The organism is Pseudomonas palleroniana, from assembly GCF_022836895.1.
Lineage (GTDB): Bacteria > Pseudomonadota > Gammaproteobacteria > Pseudomonadales > Pseudomonadaceae > Aquipseudomonas > Aquipseudomonas palleroniana.
Window position 1 is genome coordinate 1,670,571 of record NZ_CP092411.1, and the last position, 21,154, is coordinate 1,691,724.

Genomic DNA, 21,154 nt, shown 5'->3' on the forward strand with positions numbered 1-21,154 from the left:
AGAGGCCAGTCCCCCAATCAACTGAAGGAACCCACCATGCAAGACTGGCAACACTCGGTGATCTACCAGGTCTACCCCAAAAGCTTCCACAGCCACGCGGGTAACGCCACCGGTGACCTGCTGGGCATCGTGGACAAACTCGACTACCTCCAATGGCTGGGCGTGGATTGCCTGTGGATCACTCCGTTCCTGCGTTCGCCGCAACGCGACAACGGCTACGACATCAGCGACTACTACGCCATCGACCCCAGCTACGGCACCATGGCCGACTGCGACCTGCTGATCAGCGAAGCGGCCAAGCGCGGCATCAAGCTGATGCTGGATATTGTGGTCAACCACACCTCCATCGAACATGAGTGGTTCCAGCAAGCGCGCAGCAGCCTCGACAATCCGTACCGCGACTTCTACATCTGGCGCGACCAGCCGAACAACTGGGAGTCCAAGTTCGGCGGCTCGGCCTGGGAATACGAAGCGCAAACCGGGCAGTACTTCCTGCACTTGTTCGACCACACCCAGGCCGATCTCAATTGGGATAACCCCCAGGTGCGCGCCGAGGTGTTCAAGTTGATGCGCTTCTGGCGCGACAAGGGCGTGGGCGGTTTCCGCCTGGACGTGATCAACCTGATCTCCAAGCCTGCCGATTTTCCCGAAGACAACAGCGATGGCCGGCGCTTCTACACCGACGGCCCGAACGTGCACGAATACCTGCAGGAAATGCACCGCGAAGTCTTCGAAGGGCACGACCTGATCAATGTCGGCGAGATGTCCTCCACCAGCCTGGAGCACTGCGTGCGCTACTCACGGCCGGAGTCGAAAGAGCTGTCGATGACCTTCAACTTTCATCACCTGAAAGTCGATTATCCGAACTTGCAGAAGTGGGTGAAGGCCGACTTCGATTTCCTGCAACTCAAGCAGATCTTTTCCGACTGGCAACTGGGCATGCAGGTCGGTGGTGGCTGGAACGCATTGTTCTGGTGTAACCACGACCAGCCCCGTGTGGTCTCGCGCTTTGGCGATGACGGCGAGCACCGCGTGGTCTCGGCCAAGATGCTCGGTACTGCGTTGCACTTCCTGCAGGGCACGCCGTTTGTGTACCAGGGTGAAGAACTCGGCATGACCAATCCGGGTTTCGACAACATCTCGCAGTACCGCGATGTGGAGACCCTGAACATCTTCCGTCTCAAGCGCGATGCCGGAGAGTCCGAGGCTTCGAGCATGGCGGCGATCATGCAGAAGTCCCGCGATAACAGCCGCACACCGATGCAGTGGAGCAACGAAGCGAATGCCGGTTTCAGCACGGGTGAACCGTGGATCGGCATTCCGGCCAACGCGGCGTACATCAACGTTGCCAACCAGCTGGATGATCCGGATTCGGTGCTGCATCACTACCGTGCGCTGATCGCTCTGCGGCGCCACGAGCCGCTGATTCAGGCAGGCGTTTACCGCCAACTGCTGCAAGACCATCCGCAAGTCTGGGCCTATGTGCGCGAAGGCCATGGCGAGCGCTTGCTGGTGCTCAACAACTTCTACGGCGAGCACTGCGAAATCCAGTTGCCGGAAACGCTCATCACCGCAGCGACTGAGCAACGCCTGCTGATCAGCAACTACCCGGACTGCCCGCGTCGTTCGAACCGGGTGGTGTTACGCCCCTATGAATCGTTCGTGCTGCACCTCAAGGATTGAGACCGGCTGGAACCCCTGTATGGGAGTGCAGGGGCGCTTCAAAAAACATAATAAAAAAAGTGGAGTGCTTCATGAAAACAACAATCAAGCTGGGCCTTATTGCGTCGTGTCTCACTGCCCCCTTTGCCGCTCAGGCCCTGGAGTTCGCCGGCTACCTGCGCAGCGGCGCGGGCACTTCGACCGGCAGTGGCAAACAGCAGTGCTTTCAATTACCGGGGGCGCAAACGAAATATCGTTTGGGGAATGAATGTGAGCAGTACGCCGAGTTGGAATTGCGCCAGGACCTGCTCACCCTGGATGACGGTTCGGTGTTGAGCGTCGATGCCATGGCGTCCCTCTACAACCGGTACGACCGTGCCCTGAAGTTCCAGGGCGAGGACAACGGCTCGGCACGTATGCCGCAGATGTATGCGCAGTGGTCCAACCTGCCCAGCCTCAATGGTGGTTCGCTGTGGGCGGGGCGGCGTTACTACAAGCGTAACGATATCCATATCTCCGATTTCTACTACTGGAACCAGAGCGCCACGGGCGGTGGCGTCGAGGACGTATTGATCGGCGACCTCAAATACAGCTACGCGATTTCCCGCAAGGACAACCTGTACCAGAAGGAATACGCCACCCGTCACGACTTCAACGTTGCGGGCTTCAAGACCAACCCGGGCGGTGAGCTGGAGTTCGGCTTGAGCTACATCGACAAAGCGGGCGGCCGCGACGCTCACAGCGGATGGGCGATCACGGCGCAGCATGTGCAAAAACCTTTCCTGGGTGGCAAGAACAAATTCGCCCTGCAATACGGTGAAGGCCCCGGCACCGGCCTCGGTTATACCGGCGATACGGCGCTGGACAAAAGCAGCAAGAGCTACCGTGCCGTGGAGTTTTTCGACTGGCAGGTGACCCCGCGCTTCGGCGGGCAGGTCGAAGCGGTGTACCAGAAAGACATCCGTCCCGGCAGCCAGGACCAGACCTGGATGTCCATCGGCGTGCGCCCGGCGTATGCGATCAGCGAACAATTCAAACTGGTCACCGAGCTTGGCCATGATCAGGTCGAGGCCAGTGGTGGCACGCGCAAACTGAGCAAATTCACGTTTGCTCCGACCTGGTCGCCTAAAGGCCCGGACTTCTGGGCGCGACCGGAGGTGCGCTTGTACTACACCTATGCAAGCTGGAACGAGGCGGCCAAGCGTGCGGCGAATGAACTGGCGGCGGGTTCGGCGTTGTCCGACACCGGCGCCTACGGCACGGCACGGCATGGCTCGAATGTGGGTGTGCAAGTCGAATACTGGTGGAAATAGCGTGGCCCCATGTGAGAGGGGGCTTGCTCCCGATAGCGGTATATCGAGTGGCAAATGTGCAGGCTGAACCACTGCCATCGGGGGCAAGCCCCCTCCCACATTTGATTCCTGTCACTGATGGGATTAGCTCCCACCCAATGATTTTTAAAGAACAAGACAGCAGGTGAAGTCATGACCACAACTCAACCCCTGGAACTGCTGGCGCCCTTGTCCGGTGTCCTGCTGGCGCTGGATCAGGTGCCCGATCCGGTGTTTGCCAGTCGCCTGATCGGCGACGGCCTGTGCATCGACCCGACCTCGCAGACCCTCTGCGCGCCGTTGGCCGGGGTTATCAGCAATATCCAGGACAGTGGGCATGCCGTCAGCGTGACCGACGACAATGGTGTCCAGGTGCTGCTGCATATTGGCCTGGATACCGTAAACCTGGCGGGGCAGGGCTTCACCCGACTGGTGCAGGAAGGCCAGCGGGTGCTGCTGGGGCAGCCGCTGATCGAATTCGATGCCGACTACTTGGCGCTCAATGCGCGTAGTTTGCTGACCCTGATGTTGGTGGTCAGCGGCGAACCCTTCACGCTCCTGGCTAACGGACAAGTGGAGGTGGGCCAGCCGCTGCTGCGGGTTTCAGCCTCTCAACCCGCTGATGAGGAGGTTGAAGAGGAGGGCGAGGCGCTGTTCTCCAAGCCGTTGACCTTGCCCAATGCCAACGGCCTGCACGCCCGCCCTGCGGCGGTGTTGGCCCAGGCGGCGAAAGGGTTTAAGGCGAGCATTTACTTGCACAAGCAAACCCAGAGCGCCAATGCCAAGTCATTGGTGGCGATCATGGCGCTGCAAACCGTACAGGGCGATACCTTGCAGGTGAGCGCTGCTGGCGAAGATGCCGAGGCAGCGATCAAGGCGCTGGTGACGTTGTTGAATGAGGGCTGTGGTGAGGCGGGCGTGGCGACGGTCGAGGTGGCTGAGCCGTCGGCGCCTGCGGCGTCATCGACAGTGCTGCGCGGCGTTTGTGCCTCGCCAGGGTCGGCGTTTGGCCAAGTGGTGCAGGTGGCCGAGCCTGAACTGACGATCACCGAAGCCGGCGCTGGCGAAGCGCTCGAGCGCGCGGCCCTGGACCGTGGCCTGCTGGCGGCGACCGTCGCCCTGCAAAGGTTGCAAGACAACGCGACAGGCAGTGCCCAGGCCGAGATTTTCCGCGCCCACCAGGAGTTGCTCGAAGACCCGAGCTTGCTGGAACAAGCCCACGACCTGCTGGCGCAAGGCAAGAGCGCTGCGTTTGCCTGGCACAGTGCCACGGTGACCACCGGCAAATTATTCCAGGGCCTGGGCAGTACATTGCTCGCCGAGCGTGCGGCTGACCTGGCCGATGTCGGCCAGCGCGTCTTGAAGTTGATCCTCGGCATTCAGGACCGCGCCTGGGATTTACCCGAGCGCACGATCCTGATCGCCGAACAACTGACCCCCTCGCAAACCGCCAGCCTGGACACGCACAAGGTGCTCGGCTTTGTCACCGTCGGCGGTGGCGCGACCAGCCACGTCGCAATTCTTGCGCGGGCGTTGGGGTTGCCGGCGATCTGCGGCGTGCCGGTGCAGGCACTGGCGCTGGCCAACGGCAAGCAGGTGCTGCTCGACGCCGACCAAGGCGAACTGCACCTGGAGCCGAACCTGGCTGAAATCGAACAGTTGGAAGCGGCGCGCCAGCAGCAAGTGCTCAGGCGTCAGCGTGACGTGGCGCAGGCGGCTTTGCCGGCCACTACCCGCGACGGCCATCACGTCGAAGTCACGGCTAACGTCGCCTCGTTGCAGGAGGTAGAACAATCCCTGGCCCTCGGTGGTGAGGGCGTCGGGCTGCTGCGTTCGGAGTTTCTGTACCTGGACCGCAGCCGTGCACCGAGCCCGCACGAACAAGCCGGCACCTACGCCGCCATTGCCTGTGCCTTGGGCACCGAGCGCAATCTGGTGGTCCGCACTCTGGATGTGGGCGGCGACAAACCATTGGCCTATGTACCGATGGACAGCGAGGCCAACCCCTTTCTCGGCTTGCGCGGTATTCGCCTATGCCTGGAGCGCCCGCAGTTGTTGCGTGAACAGTTGCGCGCGATCCTTGCCAGTGCCGGTTTCGCACGCCTGCACATCATGTTGCCGATGGTCAGCCTGCTGTCGGAGTTGCACCTGGCCCGCACGATGCTTCAGGAAGAAGCGCTGGCGCTCGGGCTCACCGAGCTGCCGAAGCTGGGCATCATGATCGAAGTGCCGTCTGCCGCCTTGATGGCTGATGTGTTTGCGCCGCATGTGGATTTCTTCTCCATCGGCACCAACGACTTGACCCAATACACCCTGGCCATGGACCGTGACCACCCGCGCCTGGCCAGCCAGGCCGACAGCTTTCACCCAGCGGTATTGCGTTTGATCGCCACCACCGTCAAGGCCGCCCACGCCCACGGCAAGTGGGTAGGGGTGTGCGGCGCGTTGGCGTCCGAGGCGCTGGCGGTGCCGGTGTTGATTGGCCTGGGGGTGGATGAGCTGTCGGTCAGCGTGCCGTTGATCCCGACCATCAAGGCCACTGTGCGCGATCTGGACCTGGCTGACTGCCAGCTTATCGCCCGCCAGGTACTGGGCCTGGAAGAAGCCGCCCAAGTGCGTGAAGCCCTGCGCCTGTACCACGCGGCTACCGTTGAAACCTCACCTGTTGTGGAGCACTGAGCATGTTCGAGAAAATACAGCGGGCGTTCTGGAAAGCCCTGACCCCGGATCTGGTTGCCGAGACGGCCACTGCGCCGACGCAGAGTCTGTTGTCGGCCGAAGTGCTGAGCGCATTGGGTGGGGCCGATAACCTCAAGTCGCAGCAGCGTGTGGCGCTGACGCGGGTGCGGGTACAGTTGCAGGATGTGGGACGCCTGGATGAGATGAGGTTGAAGGCGGCGGGTGTGCCTGCCGTGATGGTGTTGGCGGGTGGGGTGGTGCATCTGCTCACCGGCTTATAGCCAAGTGAAGATCCAAGTGTGGGAGGGGGCTTGTCCCCTCCCACATGGCTGTTTGCAACATTCTTATAGCTGCGGGGTGTCTTCCGGCGGCTTGGTCTTGTCGATACCCGGCACGTGCAGGTTGCCCTCGACCACCTGGTTGCCCTCCAGCTGCGGCTGGGTTACCCAGGTCAGGATGTCGTAGTAACGGCGGATGTTCGCCACAAAATGCACGGGCTCACCGCCGCGGGCATAGCCGTAGCGGGTCTTGCTGTACCACTGCTTCTGCGAGAGGCGCGGCAGCATCTTTTTCACATCCAGCCACTTGTTCGGGTTCAGGCCGTCGCGCTTGGCCAGGGTGCGCGCATCTTCCAGGTGGCCGGTGCCGACGTTGTAGGCGGCGAGGGCGAACCAGGTGCGATCGGGCTCGGCGATGCTGTCGTCCAATTCATCCTTGATTCTCGCCAGGTACTTGGCACCGCCCATGATGCTTTGCTTGGCGTCCAGCCGGTTGGACACGCCCATGGCCTGGGCGGTGTTCTGGGTCAGCATCATCAGGCCGCGCACGCCGGTCTTGGAGGTGACGGCCGGTTGCCACAGGGATTCCTGATAGCCGATGGCCGCCAACAGGCGCCAATCGACTTTTTCTTCCTTGGCGTAGGTGCGAAAGTGTTTTTCGTACTTGGGCAGGCGCTGCTGCAGATGCTGCGCGAAGGTGTAGGCGCCGACATAGCCGAGCACATCGACATGCCCGTAGTAGCGGTCTTTCAGGCGCTGCAGGGTGCCGTTCTTCTCGACCTTGTCCAGGTAGCTGTTGATCTCGTTGAGCAGGCTGTTGTCATCACCCGCCGCCACGGCCCAGCTCTGGTTGCTGGCGTTGCCCAGGTCAAACGCCACGCGCACATTGGGGAAATACACCTGGTTCATCGCCACTTCGTTGGAGTCCACGAGGGTCAGGTCGATCTGACCCTCGTCCACCATGCGCAGCAGGTCGACCACTTCAACGGCGTCGGATTCTTCGTATTCGATTGCAGGATTTTGCTTTTTAAGCGCCGCCAGTTGTTCGGCGTGGGTGCTGCCCTTGAGCACCATGATCTTCTTGCCGACCAGGTCCGCCGCGTTGGTCGGGCGCGACTGGCCGTTGCGGTAGATGATCTGCGGGGTTACTTCGAGATAAGGATGGGAGAACCGCACCTGTCGCTGGCGCTGTTCACTGCTGACCAGGCCGGCGGCGGCGAGCACCGGGCCTTTGGGTTTGCCCAGCTGGCCGAACAGGTCGTCGAGATTGTCGGCGGTCTCGATTTCCAGCTTCACCCCCAGTTCGTCGGCAAAGCGCTTGACCAGTTCGTACTCGAAACCGGTTTCACCGTTGCGATCCTGGAAATAAGTCGCCGGACTGTTTCGGGTAACCACCCGCAACACACCATCCTCCTTGATTCGCTCGAGCGTGCTGGGTTTATCAACACAGGCGCTGAGCAGCAGGAAGAGTCCGGTGACGAAGAGCCATTTGGCGCATCGCTGGCGCAAAGCAGTTGGGGAGAACATTGGCGCAGTATACGCAAACGGCCCTCGGCGCCATATCTCGACAGCAGGGGACTTGTCTGCTAGCGCCCGTAAAACCGGGCTGCAGCCCGCAGAAACGCGGGTTGGCAAAGGTTTATGACGGTTAAAATAACTGCATGCGCGGCCCGGCAAAACGCCCCGGGAGCGTGCATTACCTGCCAACTGACGTTCGGCAGCGGCCGGCCGTAGCGTTTCGGGTGCCGTTGGCGGCGGTTTACGCTAGAATGCACGGCCTCAAAGCACACCCCCTTCCCGAGGCTGTCCCGAAGATGTTGATCCTGCGCGGCGCTCCTGCCCTTTCTGCCTTTCGCCACAGCAAACTCCTTGAGCAACTGAGCCAGAAGGTTCCAGCTGTTACAGGCCTGTATGCTGAATTTGCTCACTTCGCCGACGTTACCGGCGTCTTGACCGCCGACGAACAGCAAGTGCTCGCACGCCTTCTGAAGTACGGCCCCAGCGTTCCCGTTCAAGAGCCGACCGGCCGCTTGTTCCTGGTTCTGCCACGGTTCGGCACCATCTCGCCCTGGTCGAGCAAGGCCAGCGATATCGCCCGCAACTGCGGCCTTTCGAACATCCAGCGCCTGGAACGCGGTATCGCTTTCTACGTCGCCGGCCAGTTCAGCGAGGCCGAAGCCGAGCTGATCGCCAGCAGCCTGCACGACCGCATGACCCAGATCATCGTCAGCCAGCTGGAACAGGCTGCCGGCCTGTTCAGCCATGCCGAACCCAAGCCGCTGACCGCGATCGACGTGCTCGGCGGTGGCCGTGCCGCCCTCGAGAAGGCCAACACCGAACTGGGCCTGGCCCTGGCCGAAGACGAGATCGACTACCTGGTCAACGCCTTCAACGGCTTGAAGCGCAACCCGCACGACATCGAACTGATGATGTTTGCCCAGGCCAACTCCGAGCACTGCCGTCACAAGATCTTCAACGCCAGTTGGGACATCGACGGCGAAAGCCAGGAAAAAAGCCTGTTCGGCATGATCAAGAACACCTACGTGATGCACAGCGAAGGCGTTCTGTCGGCTTACAAGGACAACGCCTCGGTGATCGTCGGCTCCGTCGCCGGCCGTTTCTTCCCGGACCCTGAAACCCGCCAGTACGGCGCGGTGCAGGAGCCGGTGCACATCCTGATGAAGGTTGAAACCCACAACCACCCGACCGCGATTGCCCCGTTCCCGGGCGCAGCCACCGGTTCCGGCGGCGAGATCCGCGACGAAGGCGCCACCGGCCGTGGCGCCAAGCCAAAGGCGGGCCTCACCGGTTTCACCGTGTCGAACCTCCAGATCCCGGGCTTCGAACAGCCGTGGGAAGTGCCGTACGGCAAGCCTGAGCGCATCGTCAACGCACTGGACATCATGATCGAAGGCCCGCTGGGCGGCGCGGCGTTCAACAACGAGTTCGGGCGTCCGGCGCTGACCGGCTATTTCCGTACCTTCGAACAATCCATCACCACCCCGCGTGGCGATGAAGTACGCGGTTACCACAAGCCGATCATGTTGGCTGGCGGCATGGGCAACATCCGTGAGGAACACGTCAAGAAAGGCGAGATCCTGGTCGGCTCCAAGCTGATCGTGCTCGGTGGCCCGGCGATGCTGATCGGCCTGGGCGGCGGCGCCGCTTCCTCCATGGCCACCGGCACCAGCTCGGCGGACCTGGACTTCGCTTCCGTACAGCGCGAAAACCCGGAGATGGAGCGCCGCTGCCAGGAAGTCATCGACCGTTGCTGGCAGTTGGGCGACAAGAACCCGATCAGCTTCATCCACGACGTTGGCGCGGGTGGTCTGTCCAACGCCTTCCCGGAACTGGTCAACGACGGCGACCGGGGTGGCCGTTTCGAATTGCGCAATATTCCAAACGACGAGCCGGGCATGGCCCCGCACGAAATCTGGAGCAACGAATCCCAGGAACGTTACGTGCTGGCCGTTGGCGCCGAAGACTTCGCGCGCTTCCAGGCCATCTGCGAACGCGAGCGTTGCCCGTTTGCCGTGGTCGGTGAAGCCACTGCCGAACCGCAGTTGACCGTGACTGATAGCCACTTCGGCAACAGCCCGGTGGACATGCCGCTGGAAGTGCTGCTGGGCAAGGCCCCGCGCATGCACCGTTCGGCCGTGCGTGAAACCGAGCTGGGCGACGATTTCGACCCAAGCCCCCTGGACCTGGCCGACAGCATCGAACGCGTGCTGCACCACCCGTCCGTGGCAAGCAAGAGCTTCCTGATCACCATCGGCGACCGCACCATCACCGGCCTAGTTGCGCGTGACCAGATGGTCGGCCCGTGGCAAGTTCCGGTGGCCGACGTTGCCGTCACCGCCACCAGCTTCGACGTCTACACCGGTGAAGCCATGGCCATGGGCGAGCGTACCCCGCTGGCCCTGCTGGACGCTCCGGCGTCGGGGCGCATGGCCATTGGCGAAACCCTGACCAACCTTGCCGCGTCGCGCATCGGCAAGCTGTCCGACATCAAATTGTCGGCCAACTGGATGTCCGCTGCCGGTCACCCGGGTGAAGATGCACGTCTGTACGACACGGTTAAAGCGGTCGGCATGGAACTGTGCCCTGAGCTGGGCATCACCATCCCGGTGGGCAAGGACTCCATGTCCATGGCCACCCGCTGGAACGAGAACGGTACGGACAAGAGCGTCACCTCGCCGTTGTCGCTGATCGTCACCGGCTTCGCACCCGTGACCGACATCCGCCAGACCCTGACCCCGCAACTGCGCATGGACAAGGGCACCACCGATCTGATCCTGATCGACCTGGGCCGTGGCCAGAACCGCATGGGTGCCTCCATCCTGGCGCAAACCCATGGCAAACTCGGCAAGCAGGCCCCGGACGTCGATGACGCCGAAGACCTGAAAGCCTTCTTCGCCGTGATCCAGGGCCTCAACGCCGACGGCCACTTGCTGGCTTACCACGACCGTTCCGACGGTGGCCTGCTGACCAGCGTTGTCGAGATGGCCTTCGCCGGCCACTGCGGCCTGAACATCGTGCTCGACAGCGTTGCCGAGGCGGCGGCTGAAATCAACGGCATCCTGTTCAACGAAGAATTGGGCGCGGTGATCCAGGTTCGCCAGGACGCTACCCCGGATGTCCTCGCACAGTTCAGCGCCGCCGGCCTGGACGACTGCGTGGCGGTGATTGGCCAGCCGGTCAACAACGGCGAAATCAATATCTCCTTTGATGGCGACACGGTGTTCTCGGGTCAGCGCCGCTTGCTGCAGCGCCAGTGGGCCGAGACCAGCTACCAGATCCAACGCCTGCGTGATAACGCCGACTGCGCCCAGCAGGAATTCGACGTGATCCTGGAAGAAGACAACCCGGGCCTGAGCACCAAGCTCAGCTTCGACGTCAACCAGGACATCGCCGCGCCTTACATCAAGAAAGGCATCCGCCCACAAGTTGCCGTACTGCGTGAGCAAGGCGTCAACGGCCAGGTGGAAATGGCGGCTGCGTTCGACCGTGCCGGCTTCAATGCGATCGACGTGCACATGAGCGACATCCTCGCCGGTCGCGTTGACCTCAATGAGTTCAAGGGCTTGGTCGCCTGCGGCGGTTTCTCCTACGGCGACGTGTTGGGTGCCGGTGAAGGCTGGGCCAAGTCGGCCTTGTTCAACAGCCGTGCCCGCGATGCGTTCCAGGGCTTCTTCGAACGCAACGACAGCTTCACCCTGGGTGTGTGCAACGGTTGCCAGATGATGTCCAACCTTCACGAGCTGATCCCGGGCAGCGAGTTCTGGCCGCACTTCGTGCGCAACCGTTCCGAGCAGTTCGAAGCCCGTGTCGCCATGGTGCAGGTGCAGGAATCCAACTCGATCTTCCTGCAAGGCATGGCCGGTTCGCGTATGCCGATCGCCATCGCTCACGGTGAAGGCCATGCCGAGTTCGCCAGCGAAGAAGCCTTGCTTGAAGCCGACCTGTCCGGTTGCGTGGCCATGCGTTTCGTCGACAACCACGGCAAGGTCACCGAGGCCTACCCGGCCAACCCGAACGGCTCGCCGCGCGGGATCACCGGCCTCACCAGCCGCGACGGTCGCGTCACCATCATGATGCCGCACCCGGAGCGTGTGTTCCGCGCCGTGCAGAACTCGTGGCGTCCGGAAGAGTGGAACGAAGACGGCGCCTGGATGCGCATGTTCCGCAACGCCCGCGTGTGGGTGAACTAAGGCTGTGTACAAGCTCGCCTTCTTTGTGCCCGCCAGCCACGTGGAGACGGTAAAAAACGCCGTCTTCGCCGCAGGTGGCGGCCGCATCGGCAACTACGACAGCTGCGCCTGGCAAGTGCCGGGCCAGGGCCAATTCCGCGCGTTGGACGGCAGTCAGCCGTTTATCGGGCAGGTGGGCCAGGTTGAAGTGGTTGAAGAGTGGAAGGTTGAGCTGGTGGTGGCGGATGAGTTGATCGTGGCTGTCGTGGCTGCGCTCAAACTCAGCCATCCGTACGAAACGCCGGCGTATGAGGTGTGGCAGTTAGCGGATTTTTGATTCGCACGCTGCATAAACAAGAAACCCGCTGGGCCAGTTTGGTCAGCGGGTTTTTTGTTGACGGTGAAATCCCATCGCCGGTGCTTAATCTGGCTTTTGACATCGACGGTTCACACCTTTTTCCACTTGTCGGAATACCTCGCGCACCTGTTAACTTTGACAGTTACGGTAGGAGTTCCAGTCATGTTTACTAGCTTTTCATCTAATGGAAAGGAGAAGTGACATGTCAGTTTCTATCATCAGAGTCGCCGATGGGGGAACAGCCATCCCGAACCCCGGCACGACGCCTGCTAGAACGCTCAGAATTGTCGGAGAGTCAACGGTGGCCAATCAATACATCAAGATCACTGATGGCGTTGGCGGGCCCGTTCTAGTGATTTCCAAGGAACCTGTGAATGGTGATTTTTCTCTCGAAGTCTCTAACCTGAAGGCAATGACTTACAATTTCGTGGCTTCGACGCGAGGTGATACACATCATTCGGCGCCATGGGTGGTGACAGTAACGTAGCCACGACCACTGATCATTCCTACCCGTGTGGGTGGGAATGATCAGCTGTCGCCTGAGAAGCTAAGCTCTTGCGTTGACTACACGGCCACTGACCAAGCGTTCCAGTGCCTCACCCAATCCTGAAGCTTTGTCACCAATCAGCAAGTGCCAGATACCGCTATCGAGTTGGCTCACGCCTTGGCAACCCAGCGCAGTCAGGTCCGTTTCCGATAACACTGAATCATCCCCCAACTCCACCCGCAACCGCGTCATCGCCACCGTTTCCAACTGCCGCACATTGGCCCGACCACCCAGCGCATTCAACCATTTCTCGGCTTCCTGCACATTCACCGTCATCGGTTTATCCACAGGCACAACGCTCACCGGCGTATTGGGCACAAACGACGGCATGGCCAGGCGAATCTCATCGGCGATGCTGTCGGCCATCGGCCCGACCACCACCTGCAAACTCCCACCGTTGCCCGGCCGCACGACAGCCATGGCGCCCAGCGCTTTGAGTTGCGCATCCACCGCCTTGTTGCGATCCACCATGTCCAACCGCAGGCGCGTGGTGCAGGCGCCGACGCTCAGCAGGTTCTCTGCACCGCCCAAGGCCTGGATGTAAGCCGTAGCACGTTGGTTGTCGCTCATGACCTCTGCCTGCGCCACCTGGATATCTTCACGCCCTGGCGTCTTCAGGTTGAACCGACGAATGCAGTAATTGAACACGCTGTAATAGATCAGCGCGTAGGCCAGGCCCACCGGGAACACCAACCAGCCGTTGGTGGACTTGCCCCAGCCCAGTACCATGTCGATAAACCCACCGGAGAAGGTAAACCCGAGGTGGATATTCAGCAGATTGGTGACCGCCATCGACAGGCCGGTCAGCACCGCATGGATCAGGTACAGGAACGGCGCCAGGAACATGAACGCGAATTCAATCGGCTCGGTCACCCCGGTCAAGAACGAGGTCAGTGCCATCGACAGGAAAATCCCGCCCATGACTTTACGGCGCTCCGGCAGTGCATTGCGGTACATCGCCAGGCAGGCGGCAGGCAGGCCGAACAGCATCACCGGGAACATGCCGGTCATGAACTGGCCACCTTTGGGGTCGCCGGCGAAATAGCGGGTAAGGTCGCCGGTCACGACCGCACCGGTGGCCGGGTCGGTAAAGCTGCCGAACACAAACCACGCCATATTGTTGAGGATGTGGTGCAGGCCGGTGACGATCAGCAGGCGGTTGAACACGCCGAACACAAACGCGCCGAGGCTGCCGCTTTCCATCAGCAGCACGCCAAAACTGTTGATGCCATGCTGGATGGGCGGCCAGATCAAGCCAAAGATCACGCCCAGCCCGACCGCACTGAACCCGGTCACAATCGGTACGAACCGTCGTCCACCGAAGAACGCGAGGTACTCCGGCAGCTTGATGTCCTTGAAGCGGTTGTACAGCCCGCCGGCCATCAAGCCGCTGGCGATCCCGGCGAGCATGCCCATGTTGATGCTGGTGTCCATCACCTTGAGGGTGGAGATCATCACCAGGTAACCAATCGCGCCGGCCAGGCCCGCGGTGCCGTTGTTGTCACGGGCAAAGCCTACCGCGATGCCGATGGCGAAGATCAGCGCCAGGTTGGCGAAGATCGCCTGGCCGGCGTCGTGCATCACCGCGATATTCAAAAGATCGGTGTCGCCCAGGCGCAGCAAGAGGCCGGCGATCGGCAAGATCGCAATCGGCAGCATCAGGGCGCGGCCCAGGCGTTGCAGACCTTCGATAAAGTGTTGGTACATGGCGTGTCTCCTTTTTTCTTGTTGTTGTCAGCTCAGCGGCCAGTGGTGTTGACAGGCTTGGCGAACCACCCTGGCGCTGCTCAGGTCAAGCAGGCCCTGGCTCAGTTGCCGGCATTGCGCTGCGTCCAGGTGCCGGACGCGGTCCTTGATTTCGCCAATCTGCAGCGGGCTCACCGACAGCTCGCTGACCCCCAGGCCGACCAATACCGGCGTGGCCAGCGGGTCGGAAGCGAGGGCGCCACACACACCCACCCAACGCCCATGCCGGGCCGCGCCGGCACAGGTCTGGGCGATCAATCGCAGCAGGGCCGGGTGCAAGGCGTCGACCCGGGCGGCGAGGCCGGCGTGGTCGCGGTCCATGGCCAGGGTGTATTGGGACAGGTCGTTGGTGCCGATGGACAGGAAGTCCGCGTGCTCGGCCAGTTGTTCGGCCATCAGCGCAGCGGCCGGCACTTCGATCATCACCCCCAGTTCCGGACGCGTGGTCAGTTCCAACGTTGTGCATAACTCATCGAGGCGCTGGCGAATCTGCAGCAGTTCGTCGACTTCGCTGACCATCGGCAACAGGATGCGGCAGCGTCCCAACGGGTTGACTTGCAGCAAGGCGCGCAATTGCTGGTCGAGCAATTCGGGGCGCGCCTGCGCCATGCGGATGCCGCGCAGGCCCAGCACCGGGTTGGCTTCCACAGGCAGCGGTAAATAGTCGAGCTGCTTGTCGCCGCCCACATCGATGGTGCGGATAATCACGGACTTATCGCCCATCGCGTCGAGCACGGCTTGATAGGCTTGGCGTTGTTCCTGCTCATCCGGCGCGGTGCGGCGGTCAACGAAGAGGAACTCGGTGCGCAGCAGGCCGACGCCGTCGGCGCCGTTTTCAAACGCCACCTGGGCCTCGGCGCTGGAGGCGACATTGGCGGCAATTTCAATGCGTACGCCATCGGTGGTGCATGCCGGTTCCCGGGCCTGTGCCTGTTGTTGCTGGCGGCGGCGTTTTTGTGCGTCGCGAATCTGGTGCACTTCGGCGTGGCGCGCTTCGCTGGGCGCCAGTTCCAGGCGGCCGTTGGCGGCGTCGAGCACGACGCGTTGGCCTTGCGGCACGTCGAGGACTTCACTGCCCAGCGCGACCACACACGGCAGCCCCTTGCCACGGGCCAGAATGGCGACGTGGGAGGTGGCGCCGCCTTCAGCCATGCAAATGCCGGCGGCGTTCTGCGCAGTCAGTTGCAGCAGGTCGGATGGCGTCAGCTCATGGGCGCTGACAATCGCGCCGGCGGGCAGTTCGAAATGCCAGGCTTCGCCCAGCAGCGCACGCAGCACACGTTGCTGCAAATCGCGCAGGTCGTTGGCGCGCTCGGCAAACAGCGGCTTGCCCAGGGCCAGCAGTACGGCACATTGCGCCTGGATTGCGTCGCGCCAGGCGTGGGTGGCGGCGCTGCCCTGTTCGATGGCGGCAGTGGCGGCTTCCAGCAGGGCCGGGTCTTCGAGCAGGGCGAGGTGGGCGGCGAAGATGTCTTCTTCTTCGATGCTCTTGCGCTGGCGGGCGTGGTCCAGCGTACTGCGGATTTCACCGCGTACCTGCTCCAGCGCAGTGTCCAGCCGGCGCAGTTGTTCATCGACGATGTGATTGCCGCTATCGTGCGGCAGTTCGATGCCGGCCAGGCGGAACAACGGCCCGCAGACCAGCCCCGGCGCGGCGCACACGCCTTGCAGTACACCGGCTTCGGTGTTGGCGCGGCGCGGCGCGGCGACGGCTGGCGCGTGGTGCTCCTCTTTAATGCTGGCGGACAGGGCGGCGACCAACGCTTGCACAGCCGCCTCGGCATCCTTGCCACGACAGGTCACCTGCACCTCATCGCCTTCGCCGATGCCCAGCCCCAGCAAACCGATCAGGCTGTCACACGCGGCGTATTTCTCGCCGAAGCGCAGATGGGCGGTGCTGCTGAAACCCTGTGCGGTCTTGCGGATCAACGCTGCAGGGCGGGCATGCAAACCGCCACGGTGGGTAATGCGTACGCTGGCGCTGGCCTCCAAGGCGCAGTTATCCACAGCCGTTTCAAGCGCTGACGTCGAGCGCGCAGTGATCTGCAGCAACGGCTGGCCGACCTCAACGGTTTGCCCTGCGAGCGCGCGTAGTTCAAAACGCTCGCCATTGGTCAGAATGATCAGGCTGACCAGGCTTTTGCACTGGCGCGCGATGCGGTCCAGATCAAACTGCACCAGCGCCTGGCCCAGTTTCACCCGTGCGCCGTTCTCAACCAACAGCGCAAAGCCTTCGCCATTGAGTTCTACCGTGTCGATGCCCACATGCATCAAGATTTCGGCGCCGTTCTCGGCACGGATCGTCAGTGCATGCCCGGTGCGGGCCACATGGATGATCACCCCGTCACACGGCGCGTGCAGGCGATCATTCAGCGGGTCGATGGCAATCCCATCGCCCATGGCGTGGCTGGCGAACACTTCGTCGGGAACGTTGCCCAGGCTCAGCACCGGTCCGCTTAAGGGGGCGCTTAGGGTCAATGCATTATTGTTGTTGGACATGGACACGGTACTCATCAGGAAAACGGTGCACACCACTCAGTGGGTGCGGGTAACTTTGCTCAGGTGACGCGGTTGGTCCGGGTCCATGCCCCGTGCCACCGCCAGGCCGGCGGCCATCACGTAAAAGCTCTGGATCGCCAGGATCGGGTCCAGGCTCGGGTGTTCGGCGCGACTCAGGGTCAGGTCGCGTTCGCCGATATCATCCGGCGCGGCCAGCAACACGCGGGCGCCACGCTGGCGCATATCGGCGGCCAGGCTCAGCAGGCCGGCCTGTTCGGCGCCGCGGGGGGCAAACACCAGCAAGGGGTAGTTCTTGTCGATCAACGCCATCGGCCCGTGGCGCACTTCGGCGCTGCTGAAGGCTTCGGCCTGGATCGCCGAGGTTTCCTTGAGCTTGAGCGCAGCTTCCTGGGCGATGGCAAACCCGGCACCACGGCCGATCACCATCAGTTGCCGGCAGTCGCGCAGGGCATCTATCGCCAGGCTCCAATCCTGCTGGGCGGCGGTACGCAGCTCGTCCGGCAAGGCGCGGCAGGCTTGCAGCAAAGCCTCTTCCTGGTTCCAGTGGCCGATCAGCAGCGCGCTGGCGCTCAAGGTGGCGATAAAGCTTTTAGTCGCGGCAACGCTTTGTTCCGGCCCCGCGCACAGCGGCACGTGGAATTCGCAGGCGGCCTCCAGTGGCGAGCCCTCGGCGTTGACCAGCGAGATGCTCAGGGCGCCGCGTTTGCGCAACAGGCGCAGGCTGTTGACCAGGTCCGGGCTTTGCCCCGACTGGGAAAAACCGAACGCCACCTGGCCGCTGACCTTCAATGGCGCCTGCAACAAGGTCACCACCGACATCGGCAACGACGCCACCGGGATACCCACGTGCTGCATGGCCAGGTAGGCAAAGTAACTGGCGGCGTGGTCCGAGCTGCCGCGGGCGATAGTCATCGCCACTTGCGGCGGCTGGCGGCGCAGGCGGCCGGCGACTTCTTCCAGCAGCGGATCCAGGCGCTGCAGTTGTGCCGCGACGGCGTCACATGAGGCCAGGGCCTCTTCAAGCATTTTTGAAGTCAATGGTTTCTCCTTCGACCATTACGTCGGTCAGATGCAGGGAGCGGTCCAGGCGCACGCAGTCGGCAAAACTGCCGGGTTGCAGGCGACCGCGTTCTTCCAGGCCCAGGTAGTCCGCGGGAAACTGCGACAGGCGTTGTGAGGCTTCGCTGATCGGCAGGCCGATTTTCACCAGGTTGCGCAGTGCCTGATCCATGGTCAGGGTGCTGCCGGCGAGGGTGCCGTCGGGCAGGCGCACACCGCCCAGGCATTTGGTCACGGTGTGGCTGCCCAGCTTGTATTCGCCATCGGGCATGCCGGCGGCGGCGGTGGAGTCGGTGACGCAGTACAGGCAGGGGATCGCGCGCAGCGCCACGTGCATGGCGCCGGGGTGGACATGCAGCAGGTCCGGGATCAATTCGGCGTACTTGGCGTGGGCCAGCGCCGCACCGACGATGCCCGGCTCGCGGTGATGCAGCGGGCTCATGGCGTTGTACAAATGGGTGAAGCTGGTGGCCCCGGCGGCGAGGGCGGCGACGCCTTCTTCGTAGCTGCCCAGGGTGTGGCCGATCTGCATGCGTACGCCGCGCTCGCTGAGGGCGCGGATCAGCGCGTCATGCCCGGCGATTTCCGGGGCGATGGTGATCACGCGGATCGGCGCCAGGCGCAGGTAGGCTTCCACTTCGGCCATCAGCGCGGTGTGGGCGAAATTGGGTTGGGCGCCGAGTTTTCCTGGATTGATGTAGGGGCCTTCCAGGTGTACGCCAAGCACTCGGGCGGCGCCTGTCGGGCGCTGCTCACAGAACGTGCCGAGCTGGCCCAGCACGCGAGAGATTTCGTCTACCGGCGCAGTCATGGTGGTGGCCAGCAGCGATGTCGTCCCAAATCGCACGTGGGTGCGGGTGATGGTCTCGAAGGCGTCGCTGCCTTCCATGATGTCAGCGCCGCCACCGCCGTGTACGTGCAGGTCGATAAAACCTGGTAGCAGGTACGGCAAATCGTTTTGCGCCGGGTCGCACGGCGTGCCTTCGACGGCGATCACCTTGCCGTGTGCGTGCACCAGGCGGCCGCGAATCCAGCCGCCGGGCGTGAGGATATTGTCTTCGGACATGGGCAGTTCTCTAAGGCCGCAACTCGGCGGCGAAGTCATACCTGCGCAGCTCGGCTACGAAGTCGTAGTAGTCGTTGCGGCAGTAGGTGTCGGTGATTTCAATCGGCGTGTTATCGGCGGTGTAGCCGACCCGAGTCATCAGCAGCATGGCGGTGCCGGGGGCAATGCCCACCAGCCTGGCGAACTCGTCCGATGCGTTGATCGCCTGGATATGTTGCAGAGCACGCACGATGGGTTTGCCGATGCCTTCGAGGTATTCGTACAGCGAATTGCCGATGGCCTGCGGTTGCGGCAGCACCGAGGCGGGCATCGCGGTCATTTCAATTGCCATTACGGTGTCATCGGCTTTGCGCAAACGCTTGAGGCGCGCCACTTTGTCGGTGGGCGACAGGCCCAGGCGGATCAGCTCTTCGTGGGTCGGCGGGGTGATTTCGCGTTCCAGCCATTGGGAGCTGGGCACAAAGCCCTTGAGCCTTAACATTTCGCTGAAGCCCGACAGGCGTGACAGCGGCTGTTCCAGGCGCGGGGTAATAAAGGTGCCGGAGCCCTGGCTACGGCGGATCAGGCCCTGGGCCAGCAGCACCTCCAGCGCTTTGCGGGCGGTGACCCGTGAGAGGCCCAATTGCTCGCTGAGGACGCGTTCCGATGGCAACGCCTGCTCGGATTTCCACTGGCCGGCATGGATCGCCGCTTCCAGGTTACGCGCCAGTTGCAGGTACAGCGGCGTGGATTGTTTGTCGTCGGGGCGCAGGGTCTGGATGGCATTCATCTTTCAGGTGTCCGATGCGGTTATTGGAGTGTTGTCGCCCGGTATTGGCCGGAAATTAATACCACTTAAATACCATGTCAATGCGCCAAAAACAGTGCAAACCACGGTTTTAAGGCCATGTAATGGGGCTTTGTATGAAGTGGTATTAGAGAGGTCTTTGCCGCGTGCAGAACGGCGCAGCGCGGCGCGGTGAACTGGTATTCACCGGCAGGCGCTGTAGGGGGGCAGGATTTTTTTCGAATTATTTTACGAATGGTGCGAGATTACGGACGAATCTCGATCAGGGTGCCATCTTTGACCAGGTTCCAGACTTCGCGCATGTCCACGTTGCGCATGCCGATACAACCGTCGGTCCAGTCCAGCGTGTGGAACAACTGCTCCGGGTAGTCCTCGCTGTCGGGAGTGCCGTGGATCATGATCATGCTGCCCGGTTTCACCCCTTCACGGCGGGCGCGGGCGGCGTCGCTGATGTTGGGGTAGGAAATGTGCATCGACAGGTTGAACTTGTCGCTGGTCTTGCGCCAGTCGATCCAGTAGAGGCCCTCCGGCGTGCGGCGGTCGCCCTCGATCAGCTTGGCACCCTTGGGGTTGCGGCCCAGGGAAATGCGGTAGGTCTTGAGAGGCTTGCCGTCGTTGATCAACTGCAACTGACGGGCAGACTTGAGCACCAGGATTTTTTCGACCGGCTTGCCGCCGATGATTTCCACCGTGGAGGCCGAAGACAACGTAGCGAATGACAGGCAGATAACAGCGAGCAACCAACGCATTGAAACGGTTTCCATTGTGGACGATGCCGCCTTGAGTGTTATTTGGCCGGTGGCTTCATGGGCGGCACCGACTCGCTGCGCACCGGGAATACGTGTTGGCGGCGGTCAGCGAAGAAGCATTCTAAGGTACGCCCGACCGTGCGGAAAGCCAGCTCTGACCAAGGGATCTCGGCTTCATCGAACAGCTTCACTTCAAGGCTTTCGGGGCCTGCGGCAAAATCCAGGTCGAGCAGTTCGGCGCGGTAGAAGATATGCACCTGGCTGATGTGCGGCACATCGATCAGGGTATAGATGCACAGGTTGCGTACGCGAGCGCAGGCTTCCTCGAGGGTTTCACGCATGGCCGCCTGCTCCACGGTCTCGCCGTTCTCCATGAAGCCTGCGGGCAGCGTCCAGTAGCCCAGGCGCGGCTCGATGGCGCGGCGGCACAGCAGCACTTTGTCGCCCCACACCGGCACCGTGCCGGCGACGATATTGGGGTTCTGGTAGTGAATGGTCGAGCAGTGGTCGCATACATAGCGCAGGCGGCTGTCGCCTTCGGGAATGCGCTGGGTGACCGGTTTACCGCACTGGCTGCAGAAGTTCATGCTGGGGTTCCTGGAGAGTGGGCCTATCTTGGCTTGGCGGGCAGGGCCCTGCAAGTTGTCGTTTCGCGACATGCACCGGGTTTTGGGGTTGGGTG

Annotated in this window: 15 protein-coding genes; 7 read left to right on the forward strand and 8 right to left on the reverse strand. The window is 62.3% G+C overall.

Translation table 11 applies throughout. The annotated features are described in order from the left end of the window. Window positions 1-36 precede the first annotated feature (36 nt). The 4 genes from treC to MJP36_RS07595 all read left to right on the forward strand — a co-directional run bounded on the left by treC (window position 37) and on the right by MJP36_RS07595 (window position 5,953). Window positions 37-1,683, forward strand: a complete 1,647-nt coding sequence (treC, locus tag MJP36_RS07580) for an alpha,alpha-phosphotrehalase (protein ID WP_244385135.1) — start codon at window positions 37-39, stop codon at window positions 1,681-1,683. Between the two features lie 71 nt (window positions 1,684-1,754). Continuing rightward, window positions 1,755-2,975 carry a maltoporin gene (locus MJP36_RS07585; protein WP_060754296.1) on the forward strand — a complete coding sequence of 407 codons (1,221 nt, stop codon included), beginning with the start codon at window positions 1,755-1,757 and terminating at the stop codon, window positions 2,973-2,975. A 171-nt stretch (window positions 2,976-3,146) separates the two neighbouring features. Next, window positions 3,147-5,672: a phosphoenolpyruvate--protein phosphotransferase gene (gene ptsP / locus MJP36_RS07590; protein WP_244385136.1), complete on the forward strand. Its 2,526-nt coding sequence runs from the start codon at window positions 3,147-3,149 to the stop codon at window positions 5,670-5,672. Window positions 5,673-5,674: 2 nt separating this feature from the next. Then, complete coding sequence (locus MJP36_RS07595) at window positions 5,675-5,953, forward strand: PTS sugar transporter subunit IIB (protein WP_104994733.1); 279 nt, start codon at window positions 5,675-5,677, stop codon at window positions 5,951-5,953. 63 nt (window positions 5,954-6,016) lie between these two features. Here the strand turns inward: MJP36_RS07595 and mltF are convergent, their stop codons facing one another. After that, entirely contained in the window at window positions 6,017-7,477 is a 1,461-nt protein-coding gene (gene mltF, locus MJP36_RS07600) for a membrane-bound lytic murein transglycosylase MltF (RefSeq protein ID WP_060754293.1), read from the reverse strand. A 287-nt stretch (window positions 7,478-7,764) separates the two neighbouring features. Here mltF and purL point away from each other — a divergent pair, with 287 nt between their 5' ends. From purL to MJP36_RS07615, 3 genes are all read left to right on the forward strand, one after another. Then, on the forward strand, window positions 7,765-11,661 hold the full coding sequence (gene purL, locus MJP36_RS07605) for a phosphoribosylformylglycinamidine synthase (protein WP_060754292.1): 3,897 nt from the start codon (window positions 7,765-7,767) through the stop codon (window positions 11,659-11,661). Window positions 11,662-11,665: 4 nt separating this feature from the next. Beyond that, entirely contained in the window at window positions 11,666-11,977 is a 312-nt protein-coding gene (locus MJP36_RS07610) for a YqfO family protein (protein WP_060754291.1), read from the forward strand. Between the two features lie 223 nt (window positions 11,978-12,200). Further along, entirely contained in the window at window positions 12,201-12,485 is a 285-nt protein-coding gene (locus MJP36_RS07615; protein WP_060754290.1) for a hypothetical protein, read from the forward strand. A 60-nt stretch (window positions 12,486-12,545) separates the two neighbouring features. Here MJP36_RS07615 and nagE read toward each other — a convergent pair whose 3' ends face one another. The 7 genes from nagE to MJP36_RS07650 form a co-directional block, all read right to left on the reverse strand. After that, entirely contained in the window at window positions 12,546-14,252 is a 1,707-nt protein-coding gene (nagE, locus tag MJP36_RS07620) for an N-acetylglucosamine-specific PTS transporter subunit IIBC (RefSeq protein WP_104994730.1), read from the reverse strand. Between the two features lie 27 nt (window positions 14,253-14,279). Next, window positions 14,280-16,790: a phosphoenolpyruvate--protein phosphotransferase gene (ptsP, locus tag MJP36_RS07625; RefSeq protein ID WP_244385137.1), complete on the reverse strand. Its 2,511-nt coding sequence runs from the start codon at window positions 16,788-16,790 to the stop codon at window positions 14,280-14,282. Window positions 16,791-16,826: 36 nt separating this feature from the next. Further along, window positions 16,827-17,849 (reverse strand): SIS domain-containing protein, encoded by a 1,023-nt coding sequence (locus tag MJP36_RS07630; protein ID WP_145977735.1) that lies wholly within the window; start codon window positions 17,847-17,849, stop codon window positions 16,827-16,829. Beyond that, window positions 17,830-18,936 (reverse strand): N-acetylglucosamine-6-phosphate deacetylase, encoded by a 1,107-nt coding sequence (gene nagA, locus MJP36_RS07635; protein WP_060754286.1) that lies wholly within the window; start codon window positions 18,934-18,936, stop codon window positions 17,830-17,832. The genes MJP36_RS07630 and nagA overlap by 20 nt, the downstream gene beginning before the upstream one ends. A gap of 10 nt (window positions 18,937-18,946) precedes the next feature. After that, window positions 18,947-19,705 (reverse strand): GntR family transcriptional regulator, encoded by a 759-nt coding sequence (locus MJP36_RS07640; RefSeq protein WP_060754285.1) that lies wholly within the window; start codon window positions 19,703-19,705, stop codon window positions 18,947-18,949. A gap of 263 nt (window positions 19,706-19,968) precedes the next feature. Beyond that, the gene (locus MJP36_RS07645; RefSeq protein WP_060754284.1) at window positions 19,969-20,472 is read right to left on the reverse strand and encodes a L,D-transpeptidase family protein; all 504 of its coding nucleotides are present in this window, start codon (window positions 20,470-20,472) and stop codon (window positions 19,969-19,971) included. Window positions 20,473-20,510: 38 nt separating this feature from the next. Further along, window positions 20,511-21,059: an NUDIX hydrolase gene (locus MJP36_RS07650; RefSeq protein ID WP_060754283.1), complete on the reverse strand. Its 549-nt coding sequence runs from the start codon at window positions 21,057-21,059 to the stop codon at window positions 20,511-20,513. Window positions 21,060-21,154: the final 95 nt, after the last annotated feature.